Origin of the sequence: Hymenobacter sp. 102 (genome assembly GCF_049949205.1) — a bacterium.
Taxonomy (GTDB): domain Bacteria; phylum Bacteroidota; class Bacteroidia; order Cytophagales; family Hymenobacteraceae; genus Hymenobacter.
Genome location: NZ_CP188173.1, coordinates 238,546 through 250,409 on the forward strand (window position 1 = coordinate 238,546; position 11,864 = coordinate 250,409).

Consider the following 11,864-nt stretch of genomic DNA (forward strand, 5'->3'; position numbering starts at 1 on the left):
AGAGCCACTTTGGCGATGCCAACGCGTCAGGATACTTCTAACTTCAAAGGCCCCCCATTACAGCCCCCAAGCGATTTGTCGGCCACGCTCACCCCGCTGATGGGTTAGTTGGCACCAGGTGGTCTTATCTCTACTCCAGGTATATACTTCCAAGCCCCCTAACGGAAAGGCGTGCCATTGCTACTGTGCTGCGCAAGGAGCGCTTAACTTAGAGCTTATTTTCTAGCTCCTGACTGGTCTGGTCGGGAGCCACCCGTTTCTTCGGCGATGCTTTCGCTGCCTTATCTCGCGTTTCTTTCATGAGTTACTATTATGAGAGCGAATATGCCGTCTACCGGCACCTACTGAATCGCACTCAGGTTTCCCCCAACGATGTCTTTCATCTGTCCCGCACCAAGTTGCTAAAAGATGATAGCAGCCCGACGCATTTAACGGAGGGGCAGATGGAGTTTACTTTCTGGGACTTTAATTACCAGGATTCTCCCAGAACGCGCATTTTCTATCGGGTCAAAGTGCGCTCCGATGGCTCTTATAGCCTGTCGCTTAACTGCATCTTTGGCCTCATTGCCGATTCCACCAAAGCCAACCCAGCAACGGGTCTAGCAACCCAGATTAATAAACAGCTCCTGTACCCCTGGCACCGGGCTCATCCCGAATCAGGGGGGATTTACTTGTCTTATCAACCAGCGGAGCATATAGACAACGCCGTTGATTTACTGCACGCTATCACGCAGTTGCTTGACGAGAGCATTCCCTTGATTGACGCAGCAATTGCGCAGATGCGCCAATCATTTCCTAGCAAGCCGGCGCCCCGTCTTCCGCAGGCTCCTTTGCCAGATACCAAGTCAATTCCGAGGCCTTGTATGACCGCATACTAGGAACTGCAACCAAGAGATCCCTTCCTCGCAAGCGACTGATCACCAATCGGTGGAGCGTAAAAGTGGATCTTGCCCGGCAAGATTGGAATACCTTTCGAGACCAACAATACATCACCATTCCAGTGCCTGACTCACTGGGTGATTTGCGCACCTATTCTTCCCGAACGGCACTGTATCAGGCCTTGGATGAAAGTAACCGGGATGAAGTACTCAATACCCTGGACGCCTTTCGCCAAGTTAAACCCGGGGATATCGTGGTTGCTTTCACCAATGCGCAGGTAAGCTTGGGCATTGGAATTGTAACTGGACGGTACACGTACACGCCAAACGCGGCGCAACACAAACACACGTACGCTGTTTTCTGGGCCTTAACCGAATCCCTCACGCTGGCGCCCCAGCCGTTTACGGACACGGAAAGCTTCGTGCGGACTACTCGCTGGGACGAGATTGAGCAAAGCAGCAAAGCGCAAGTGCCCCAGCTTACGCCAATACTGCATGCGGTGGCGGCCAATACCTTCTTCCAGCAATTTCCGCAGCTGGCTCAAGGTACCCCCGCATCCGCCCCTGCATTACCGGCTTCCTCACCTCCGGTTACGGTGATTGTACCGGCCCCGGCGCCCACGCCTGAGCCTCAAGAAGCGCCGCGGCCGCGAACCGACATCTGGTACTGGTGGCTGGCGATGTACGCGACGCAGCGGCGCCTTGCTGATTTCAGCGTCGGTCAGCTCTACCATCTTCCAACGCACACCCCAGCTGGCAGAAAACGCCGTGACTACGAACTGCTACGACAGTTACAACCGGGTGATCAGGTGCTGGCCTGTGAGGCCTTACCCAGTCAACGACTTAAAGCGGAGCTGCAAGTCACGCAGCAACTTCACGAGGACGATGGGGGCATGGAAGTTATCACGCTACGCGTAGTGCGCTTTTTTCCCCGGGAAGTCCTGTTTGCGGAGCTGCAAGAAGTACCGGAGCTAGCCGAGCATCACCTCTGGCAGTCAGGGCATGAAATGCTCCTCTCCCTGACCAGGTCGCAGTACCAGGCCCTGCAACTGGCCGCATTAGACACGGATAACTTGGACGTCAAGCGCTACCAGATGGGCAAAGCCCTCCAGGAGCTTTTGATGAGCGCTCCTACCCTGGAACAGCTGCTGGCTGCCCTAAAGCGCAAAAAGAATATCATCATCCAGGGCCCCCCGGGCGTGGGCAAAACATTCGTGGCCCGGCGTTTAGCCTGGCTGCAAATGGGCAGTCAGGATAATGAGCGGGTACAAATGGTGCAGTTTCACCAGAGCTACAGCTATGAAGATTTTATTCGGGGTTGGCGCCCCCAGGCTGATGGCAACGGCGGCTTTGAGCTGGCTAATGGTGTATTCGTCGACTTTGTGCGGCGAGCCCAGCATGATCCTACCCGCGACTACTTCTTTATCATTGACGAGATAAACCGCGGTAACCTCAGCAAAATCTTTGGAGAGCTGCTGCTGCTGCTGGAGCCCGATAAGCGCGGACCCGAGTATGCCGTGCCGCTAACGTATCGGCGGGCAGGAGAGGACCCTTTCTTTCTACCCAGTAACCTGCACGTGATCGGCACGATGAACACGGCGGATCGTTCGCTGGCCATGGTAGACTACGCCTTGCGTCGGCGTTTTAATTTCCTGGAGCTGAAGCCTGTGCTGGATGATAAGTTAGTAGCCCATCTGGAATCGCTGCGTATTCCGGCTGAGTTTAGCCAGCGAGTGCTGCAGCGTGTTCAACGGCTTAACCAAACAATCCTGACGGATAAAAATCTCGGTAGTGGCTTTCTCATTGGTCACAGTTACTTCTGCACGCCAGCCTTGGGCTCTCCGGGCGATTGGTGGCGCGACATCGTCGAGCACGAGCTACGCCCTACCCTGCGGGAGTACTGGTTTGAAGACGAGCGTCGAGCGGAAAATGAGGCCGACGCCCTGCTGCAAGAATGAGCATACCGGTTAAGAACATTTACCATCTGCTTACCTACGCCTGGCACCACCTAGCGGAGGCCGAGCACGTCAGCCTGACTGCCGAAGAGGCGGATTTGCCCCTGCTACACTTGCTTGCGCGCGTACTGCAGCGCGGAGTTACGCACGTGGTCAAACGCGGCTTGGCCCGCGACTACGTGTTTCAGGAACAAGTCACGGCCCGATTACGGGGCAAGCTCTTGCTTGGTGAATCGGTGCGCCAGCGGACGTTGCAGCAGGCACAAGCCGTTTGTGCTTTCGACGAGCTCAGCGTGGATATTTTGCCCAATCAGCTGATTAAGGCCACCCTGCATCGCCTGCTTACCGTGGATCAACTTCCCTCCGCTATTCACACTGGCCTGCGCAGTCTGTACCTGCGCTTTGCGGAGGTCTCCTTGGTGCCAATTCGCGATGAACGGGTCTTTGAACAGGTGCGTCTGCATCGCCATACCGCCTACTACGGGTTTCTGCTCAGTATTTGTCACTTCATCTACGCGCAAGCGCTGGCCACCCAGGAGAGCGGGGAGCGACTATTTCAGGACTTTCACCGCAATGAGCGGCAAATGAGCCAGTTGTTTGAGGGCTTCGTGCGCGGCTTTTATCGTCACCACTTTCCGCACTACGCCGTTAGTGGACGCCGGCTGAAGTGGCAGCTAGAAGCCGAAAGTGACCACGCACAGCGTCTACTTCCTACCATGCTTACGGATCTTGTTTTGGAGGGTGCGAACCGCACCATTCTCATTGATTGTAAGTATTACCAGGAGGCGTTAGTGCAGCACCATAACCAGCAACGGCTGATCTCGGCCCACCTTTATCAACTCTTTGCCTACCAGCATCATTTGCAACACGAGCAGGTCGACAAGCCCGTTGAGAGCATGCTGCTTTATCCCGTGGTAGATCAAAGCTTACGTGTCAGCTACCGTCAGCCCGGTACGCAAAGCCGCGTCCACGTTGTTACCGTCAATCTAAACCAGTCGTGGCCCGCGGTAGAAGCCGAGCTACTTACGCTCTTAAACGACCAGTCGGAATCTATTTAACCAAGGGCGAGAAAAGTGAAAATGTCCGCCTATGATATGCAGTGCAGGCCAGCTGGTGATCCGCCCGTCACTGGCCCTTATTCTCCACCGTGCTCCGACAACTTGTTGTAAGTAACGGTAACCCGCAATCGAGCGCGCAATTCTTCAATCGACAGGCCGGCTTTCGTGCGGTGGAGCATAGCGTGGCAGTTTGGGCAGACGGGTCGTAAGTCTGTGATGGGATCAATGCTATACGCCTGCCCGATATGGGCTAATTGATTGAGGTGGTGAACGTGAATAAACTCCTTTCCCAGCGAGCCATACGCCTTTTCAAAATTGAATTGGCACACGGCGCAAGCATAGCCGTACTGCTGTAAGCATACTTTTCGCGCGTAAGGGTTACGCTCGTATCTGGTCAAAGTAATCTGGCTAGGGGAACCCTCCATGAAGGAGTTAGCCGGCTGAGGACCTTGGGCAAAGAATCCCGCCGGACTGCGTTTGGTTGTAGAAAGGAAATCATACCAGACGGCTTCCAGTTCATCAACTACGTTCGGCTTGATGGCTACTCCCGACGACTGCGGTGTCCACCGTTGCGCCGCTAAGTTGCCCGTGGAAAGAATATCCAGCCCCAGAATCGCTTCGGTCGCCGGATCAAATAAGCAATCCAGTTCCGCTTCAACAAACAACGTCTGCTGCTGGGGGTCTTTCCAGTGAGCCGCGTAAAATGGCGCTTTCGTAATGAAGCCCGAAGCGACCAGCCCTTTGGGGTAGCTACCGAGCTTAACCAGAAACATCCGATCCCCAGGGGCAATGACTTTAGTGTTGCCGCAACTCCACCTAATAGTTGCTTTTCCTTCTTCGGCCAGCTGCGTCGCCGCCTCTTGGTACGTTGACCAAGGAAATAGCTTCTGGTTCCAGGCAAACAGGTACGTTTTCAAATGCTGCTACCTAGTTATGTTATTATACATACGGGCCAGATAATCCCGCACGCTGGTATGGTTGCGCTCACGAATCATTTGCATTGCAAAGTTCTCATGACTGGGCAGTGCCTCCGTTGAGTTTAATAGCACCGTACACCGATGCTCTTCCATATTTCTGATGTTAGCCAGCGTATTGTAAATGGAATAGTGCATCCCATATATCTCCTGATTATAGGCCTTTATTTTGACGTACGTGCGGATCTGATCGATCGACTTAATACTCTTTACATCATCACCAAACCCTTTGACGTCCACCCTTAGCTGCTTAAAATCGGCTATTAGCGTTGGTATATCATGGCCATACCGGAGAAAGTAATAGTAGTTTAGCATTTCCTCGACTTGGAAGGCCGCAAAGGTGCAAAAACGCCGAAAAGCCTGCTCCTCGTGGAAGTCAGGCAGAAATTCTACTCGTCGTAAGGCGCCCTCCATGCGCATGTTATCGGCCAGCAGCTGGCGCCGAACGCGCGGGTCTTCTATTTTCTCGTACAGCAGGGATGCCGGCTGTTCTTCCACCCCCGCAAGCTGAGCTAGCTGCTCTCCCATCCGCCCGCTCAGTTGCTCAAAATACTCTTTAATTTGGGTTCCTAGCGCCTGCAGATCCGTGGTGGATGGGTCACTTGTTGCAGCCAGCATCTCTTTCTGTTGATCGGGCGCGGTAACCATCGGTTGGCGTTTTACTTTAATTGCCGTCAGCCGATTTTGCAGCTCCGTTACCAGCTGCGATGTTCCTACGGGCAGCTTAAATTGATTGATGTGGTCTTGAATTGATTTGATCTCGTCATCACTCATAAAAACTCTTCTGTTCTGCGCAGAAGCTCCAGCAGCACCGATGTTTGCTTATACTCTTCGTTGACTAATAATGCCATGCGGTGAGCAAATTGAAGATACATCGGGTCCTCTTTTCCTCTCACCATTCCCAAGTAAGCGATTTTCCCGGCCACCACGTGCTCTAACTTGGGTATGCGCCCCTGGTGGCGGCCGTAGGCTTTACTTTCCCCGTAGCCTTCGCGAAGCTTTGTCGTAGCTGCTTCGTAGCCATAAGTAGCCCAGTTATGGAGCATGGCCCTGAGCTGACGGACGTACTCGCGCGGCGCATTTGGCTTGTCATTCACAATCACCCCCGTCACTTCCTGCCGCATCGCTGGCGTCTGCAGCCGCTGCTTTTTCTGGTTTTGCTTGTACCCCTCCCTGGCCAGGATAGCGTTCAGGGTGGTGTGAAACTTCTTACTAAAGACGTGACGATCGCTGGAGAAGGTCAGATCATCCGCGTACCGGGTATAGTGACAGCGAAACTGCTTAGCCAGTTGGCCCAGCCGGCGATCCAGTCGTTGACACACAACATTTGTCAAGAGGGGGGAAGTAGGCGCTCCCTGCGGTAAAGCTCCTTGGTCACAACATAAGTTAGCTACTAGATGAGCGCCATCCTTGCTCAGTCCAAAAGGGGGCAGCTGCAACACGGCAACTACCCGTCCGAAGTGAGTACTGGCAAAGAAGTCCTGCAAGTCCAGGTTTAATACGAAGCGACGGCCGGTATGGGGCGTGGCATTGGTTAGGACGCTGCGGCCCGCAACGAAACCATGGGCCGCGTCATCTACCCAGCCAAAAACGGTCGTCAGGCACAGCAGCAGCAGGCGTTGCACCCGTAGCAAACCGTCTTTGGGGGCTTTGATTTCGCGCTTCTCCCCCTTTGCCCGCTTCGCAATCTGAAAGGTGCGGTAGCGCCTCCCTTCCTGCTTGTAGGCGTAATAATTAAGCGCTTTGGCACTAATCGGTTTCGTGATCGCGGAGGGATGTTGCTTGCTATGCCAGGGCATAGCGGCGTTCAAAACCCACGCGAGCGTCTTCGCGTCCCGAACTTGCCGGAAGGGTTCGACAAGATCAGCGAGTGCGTTTATCTGCCAGGTAGCTTGCGGGAGTTCATCCGGAGAAGTGATCAGCTGGCTTACATCCTGCAGGAAGAAATCATCTAGCTCGGGGAAGAGATCATCTATCATAGAATAATCCGGCTCTAACGCAATGTCGGCTTCATCAAACGCCGCTAAATAATCTTCCAGTGCTTCAGCCTGCGGCCTCTCATCTGTTGACTGCTCCGCATTAGCGGGTTCACTGTTTGGTAGTGCTTCTTTGCTTGTCTCACTCTTCTGCAGCCCGGATACTTCTCGCTTAGAGCCAGGTACAGAACTATCATCAGCAGGTGTGGATGCCATTATGTAAATAGATAAAGCGTTAAGAAAGTGCCTGCTGGATGTTTTCCAGTCTTATATCTTGCTGTTTCAAGTCAAGACATGATCTCACTGTGTTCAGCAGATGAGCAGACTTACAGCCATGATTTTCTCATTTCCTTGATCTAAGCAGCCAGTTAGACGCCGTTAGATGGGGGGTGAGTAGGTTGATCATCGCTGCCGTTGGCTTAACTGGCTCGTTACCGAACCAGTCAACTACGAGCACGGCGCAACGCCGCACGAGGTCAAAAGTCTTTCCGCAGGCACTTTCAAAACGCTACTACATGCCGAAGCTCGACATATATTCTCTAGTTTATCACCGCAAGTAATGCAGCGGAAACGGTTTTCTTATCATGTTTAACAGGTCATCTTACATGCCCTGTTAAAATCAATTAGAATTCATTTCTACTTACCTCATTCCTTTCGCTCTCCAGATCAGGATAAAGCTCCCGGATCAGCTCTAGCTTGTTTGCAGCTCTGGCCTCGGCTATTAGCTCTGCCCGCAGCTCATCGTGCAAGAAGGCGGCATTTTGCTCCTGCCTTGCTTGCCGGATAGCTAATTTCATCTCTTCGCGTAAGGATAATTCGACTGTTCCCGTGCCTTTGCAGCGAAAGCACACGCCTTTTTGCACATAAGAGTATTTGGAAATGGTGCCTTTGCCATTACACCGGGGGCAGTTACCGGGGGGATTTACCATGTTTTGATGCAAAGTGAGTTGAAAAGATTAAAAAAACTGGCAGCTAACTGATTATACTTAAAAGCTGTGTTCGGACGGGTGTACGGGATCAGTTACGCTTTTTGCAATCGCGCTAGCAAGGAAGCTAAAGCGGCACTACCTTCCAAAGTAGGGGGCTCACCCGTGTATTTCATCGCATGCCGGCACCGGATCATTTCCTGTACTGCAGCAGTCGAGTCCAAAAATGCACAAACCCGAGCCAGAACTTGGTGTGGCTGCCTGTTGCTCAGCTCATATCCCCGCTTCCCGAGCCATAGATTCACATAGCGAAACAATAAATCGTAGTTCTGCAGGTAGGTTCGGTTCGGCAGGCGCTCGAGCCGCTCCTTGCTGCTTTGCTCCCGCTCTTGCGAGTGCCTCGTGGGGCCGGGCAATAAATGACCTGATTGCACTAGCTGATGCAGGAAAGGGAAACACATCGCAAAAAAGATGACCGTTATCGAATCGGTTTTAAGAACACTACAGAGCTAGCAAGCGGGTGCTTTCCCAATTTTGGTACAGCTGCAGGATGCGCAGCCGAGTTTTGCCCGCTGGAATCTGCACCTCGACTTCCGCGCCGGGCAGCAGCTCGTACAGCGCTGCTCCGATGGGGGAAGTGTAGCTGATCAGGTTGCGCCCCAAATCAGATTCGCCGTGGCCCCCAATCTCGTAAATCACTTCCCGCGGCACCCGGTCCCGAGCCCCTTGCATGGCTAAGCGCACGATGGAGCCAATCTGAATCTGTTCGGTGTTGCGGTCCGTTCGCAGCCACAGGGTTGAGGTAGCCAGCAGTTTCTCGAGGTTTTTCAGCTCCGTGATAGCCCGCTCCTCCAGCTGAATGAGCTGGTTGTAGCCCGGATTATCGTGCCAGCCGTCGCCGCTGGCGCTGTAGGCGATGTTCTTTTCAGCTTGGATATTGCGGATTTTCAGGCCTTGGGCCGTGATTTTGGATTCGAGCGCCTGCTTGCCGGCCTCGGTGATGTAGTACTTCATGGTGTGGAATTCAGGTTGAGTTCGGTATGGAAAAGAGCGTCAGGAGTCAGCCGGCGCATCAAGGCCCACCATTGCTGCAGCAGGGCCGCCGGCGGCTGATTACCATCCAGCACGTGCCACTGGGTATGCTGCAGGCGGGGCACGGGAAAGGCCGCGATTTCCTCGTATGCGGCCCGTGTCGCCCGTAAGCGCGGCAAGGTTTCGTCATGCAGTCCGTAGCAACGCCCCCGTGCCCGGGCCCTTTCCCAGGCCAGTTCCGGTTCGACGTCCAGCAACACGACGTGGTCCGGCGCCGGCACCCGGGCCTCCAGCCGGTCTACCCGACGAATGCACTCGTGCGGGCTGCCCCATTTGCGCCACCGCGTGGCGTAGCTAGTTACCACGCTGCGGTCACCCAGCACCAGCGGCTGCTGCCAGCAAGCGGTTGCCGCCGCGTAACGGGCCCGGTGCGCGTACAGCCATTCGTTCCAGGCATCTAGGCGGCGTAGACACGGTAGCTGCGCGCTTAAGCGCTCCGGCCAGCTGCTCTCCGCCGGTACGGGCCGCGTGGGCTCCACCAGCGCGAACTCAATTTGGCGCGTAGTCAGTAGCTGCTGCGTTGCGGTGAGCAGGCTGGATTTACCGCTGCCCTTTAACCCTTCTAAACAGATATACATGGCTGTACTTGTTAGGCGGCAAGGGCGGGCTGGTAGCAAGTCTGCCCCAACAATCCAATTAGCTCCTGCCGGATGGCCGACAAGCTGAAGGGCATGTTGATCTTGTCGGCCTCCGGAATGGAATGCTCGGCGTAGAGCTTGCATTCCTCCAGTACTGGCGTAGCCGTCAGCATGAGCGTGCGGGTGGCGCCTTCACCCGGATCCGTCACCTGGTGCAAGGTGCTCGCCGGCATGTAGTAGATATCGCCCTCCTGCAGCGTGTGCGTCCGTTGCGGGCGCAGCCGCACTCGGCCGTTTTCGCGCACGCCGTAGACGCTACCTTCCCTGGCCGGCGTGTAGGTGCAATCCAGTCGCACTTCTGGTCCTTGGGCGTCTTCCTCCCAGATCACGGTCTGAAAGCGGCCCGCCAGCAAGGCCGAAGCAAAGTTCCAGCGGTGATCGTGAATGTTCTCGTGGTGGCGCTCGCTGCGCGCCTCCCACAAGTGCAGGCGCAATTTGAAGGCCGCGTTTTGCAACAGCACCAGCTTACGAAAGCCATTGTGGTGGTAGTAAGAGTGCTCCTGCACCCGGGTCAGGGCCGGACCATCGCACAACAGCTGCGAGAGCAGCAGCCGCAGCGAATCCGGGCGGCTTAACTCGGCGATGATGCTACCCAGCGTCTGGCAGTCGCCTTGCCCTGCACGCTGGTGCTGGAGAAGTTCGCCCACGGTTTGCTCTAGCGCGCTGATGCCCTGCGTAAGCGCGCAGTGGATGCGCTGCTGCACGCTGGCACTGAAGTCGCGGCTGGAACAGATATGCAGCGTTGAGGGAGCGGTCGCGGTGGAGTGGTACAGGTGCATAGCAGACAGTTTCTAGTGGAAGAGCGAGGCAAAGGTGAGCGCGCTGATTGCAGCCTATTTGCGGTGGCCGCGCCGCTGAAAAATATTTTTTCAGGACGGCGACCAGGCAGCTATTTGGCGCGATAGCGTGCGGCAGAAGCCCTTTTGCGTATCGTTGCGACAAACTTCCCCTCCCCTATTGCAGCCTATCTGCAGTGAGCAAAAAACTTTATCTTTTTTATGCCGGTCTCCAAAAATGCCCCCCTGCGCTATCGCCTAATCGACGAATGCCTGTGCCGGGATAAGGTGCGTTGGACCCGGGCCCGACTGCTAGAGGAGGTGACGGAAAAGTTTTTAGAGATCACGGGCCAGCCCCTGAGCCAGCGGCAGCTGGACATGGATCTGCAAGCCATGAAGCTGGGGGGCTCCTCCGGCCTGGATGCGCCCATTGAGTTTGATCGCAAAGCGGGAGTATATCGCTACACGGAACCGGGATACTCCATCCACCAGAGTCCGCTGCTGGTAGACGACGCCGACGTATTGCGCCAGGCACTTTCCGTGCTGCAGCAGTTCCAGGGCCTAGGTCTGAGTCAGGAGCTGGATGCGCTCGTGAGCCGCGTGGAAAAACAAGTCAACCTGCGGCCGGCCGGCCGGTCCCGTTGCGTTGCACTTCGAACAGGTAGCGGACTACACCGGCGCTGACAAGCTGCGGCCCCTCTACGAGGCCATTCGCACGCGCCGCGTCCTGCAAATAGCCTACCAGCCGTTCGGGCCGCGGGCGCCTCCCCGGTAACAGTCCACCCCTACCTGCTCAAGGAATTCAACCATCGGTGGTTTTTGCTGGCCTACAATCAGGATCAGCAGTGCCTGTCTAACTATGCGTTGGATCGAATTACTCAGGTTGAAGGTACCGCCGGCACTTACTGGCCTGACCATTGTCCGGATGCACCTACTTACTTCCAGCACGTTATCGGCCCTTCCGTGGCGGCCAACAAGCCAGTGGAAGAGATTCGACTTTGTTTTACTAAGGTTCGGGCGCCGTACGTCCTCACCAAGCCCTTGCACGGCAGCCAGCGATCCACTCCCTTAGCCGACGGATCCGTGGAAGTTAGGCTGCAGTTGATTCCCAACCGTGAGCTGGTTTCGCTATTACTCAGTTTTGGCAGCGATGTAACGGTGCTCGCCCCAGCTGCGCTTCGCAAGCAAATGATCGAAGTGCATCAAGGGGCGCTGGCCAGGTACGTCTCCGTAAACGAGTCTCTTCCGGCGGAAAACATCTGACTACCTAAGCCCTCTGGCCCGCTGTAATCCGTGCAGTGCTATCCTTTTACATTCCGCTACATGTCATTAGCGCAGACTCCATTATCAATACTACCCGCTGGGCCGTGTGGACCATAGTGCTGGGAGCTCTTCTATCCTTGGTGCTTCCTTGGGCGTTGACCCACTTCCACTCCGGCATCAGCTTCGCTGAAACCGGCCCAATCGGGGATACCATCGGTGGCATTACTGGGCCCGTGCTCAACTTCACCGGCCTGCTGGTAGTGTATTTTTCCCTGCGGGAACAGTTTCTGTCCAATCAGATTCAAATCCAGCATTTTGCGGAGGAGCA

The 11,864-nt window shown here is 55.2% G+C and carries 11 protein-coding genes and 1 pseudogene; 5 read left to right on the forward strand and 7 right to left on the reverse strand.

The annotated features are described in order from the left end of the window. The first annotated feature begins 299 nt into the window (after nucleotides 1–299). Genes ACN19L_RS23750 through ACN19L_RS23760 form a run of 3 tightly spaced genes read left to right on the forward strand, consistent with a single transcriptional unit; the run spans nucleotide 300 to nucleotide 3,891 of the window. Complete coding sequence (locus ACN19L_RS23750) at nucleotides 300–878, forward strand: hypothetical protein (protein WP_426491366.1); 579 nt, start codon at nucleotides 300–302, stop codon at nucleotides 876–878. Then, the gene (locus tag ACN19L_RS23755; RefSeq protein ID WP_426491367.1) at nucleotides 860–2,836 is read left to right on the forward strand and encodes an AAA family ATPase; all 1,977 of its coding nucleotides are present in this window, start codon (nucleotides 860–862) and stop codon (nucleotides 2,834–2,836) included. Before ACN19L_RS23750 ends, ACN19L_RS23755 begins: the two co-directional genes overlap by 19 nt. Further along, complete coding sequence (locus ACN19L_RS23760) at nucleotides 2,833–3,891, forward strand: 5-methylcytosine restriction system specificity protein McrC (protein WP_426491253.1); 1,059 nt, start codon at nucleotides 2,833–2,835, stop codon at nucleotides 3,889–3,891. Before ACN19L_RS23755 ends, ACN19L_RS23760 begins: the two co-directional genes overlap by 4 nt. Nucleotides 3,892–3,968: 77 nt before the next feature. Here the strand turns inward: ACN19L_RS23760 and ACN19L_RS23765 are convergent, their stop codons facing one another. The 7 genes from ACN19L_RS23765 to ACN19L_RS23795 form a co-directional block, all read right to left on the reverse strand. After that, entirely contained in the window at nucleotides 3,969–4,808 is an 840-nt protein-coding gene (locus ACN19L_RS23765) for an HNH endonuclease (protein WP_426491254.1), read from the reverse strand. A gap of 6 nt (nucleotides 4,809–4,814) precedes the next feature. Further along, nucleotides 4,815–5,639, reverse strand: a complete 825-nt coding sequence (locus tag ACN19L_RS23770) for a hypothetical protein (protein ID WP_426491255.1) — start codon at nucleotides 5,637–5,639, stop codon at nucleotides 4,815–4,817. Beyond that, entirely contained in the window at nucleotides 5,636–7,057 is a 1,422-nt protein-coding gene (locus ACN19L_RS23775) for a reverse transcriptase domain-containing protein (RefSeq protein WP_426491256.1), read from the reverse strand. The genes ACN19L_RS23770 and ACN19L_RS23775 overlap by 4 nt, the downstream gene beginning before the upstream one ends. A gap of 407 nt (nucleotides 7,058–7,464) precedes the next feature. Next, nucleotides 7,465–7,770: a hypothetical protein gene (locus ACN19L_RS23780; RefSeq protein WP_426491257.1), complete on the reverse strand. Its 306-nt coding sequence runs from the start codon at nucleotides 7,768–7,770 to the stop codon at nucleotides 7,465–7,467. 498 nt (nucleotides 7,771–8,268) lie between these two features. Next, nucleotides 8,269–8,781, reverse strand: coding sequence for a GreA/GreB family elongation factor (locus tag ACN19L_RS23785; RefSeq protein ID WP_426491258.1), 513 nt, complete (start codon nucleotides 8,779–8,781; stop codon nucleotides 8,269–8,271). Further along, nucleotides 8,778–9,437: a hypothetical protein gene (locus ACN19L_RS23790; protein WP_426491259.1), complete on the reverse strand. Its 660-nt coding sequence runs from the start codon at nucleotides 9,435–9,437 to the stop codon at nucleotides 8,778–8,780. Before ACN19L_RS23790 ends, ACN19L_RS23785 begins: the two co-directional genes overlap by 4 nt. Before the next feature lie 11 nt (nucleotides 9,438–9,448). Beyond that, a complete protein-coding gene (locus ACN19L_RS23795) occupies nucleotides 9,449–10,276 on the reverse strand; it encodes a cupin domain-containing protein (RefSeq protein ID WP_426491260.1) in 828 nt (275 codons plus the stop codon). A gap of 219 nt (nucleotides 10,277–10,495) precedes the next feature. Between ACN19L_RS23795 and ACN19L_RS23800 the strand changes: the two genes are divergently transcribed. Both ACN19L_RS23800 and ACN19L_RS23805 read left to right on the forward strand, forming a co-directional pair. Next, nucleotides 10,496–10,957, forward strand: coding sequence for a hypothetical protein (locus ACN19L_RS23800; RefSeq protein ID WP_426491368.1), 462 nt, complete (start codon nucleotides 10,496–10,498; stop codon nucleotides 10,955–10,957). A 90-nt stretch (nucleotides 10,958–11,047) separates the two neighbouring features. Next, nucleotides 11,048–11,536: pseudogene (locus tag ACN19L_RS23805) on the forward strand (helix-turn-helix transcriptional regulator); the annotation flags it as partial. Nucleotides 11,537–11,864: the final 328 nt, after the last annotated feature.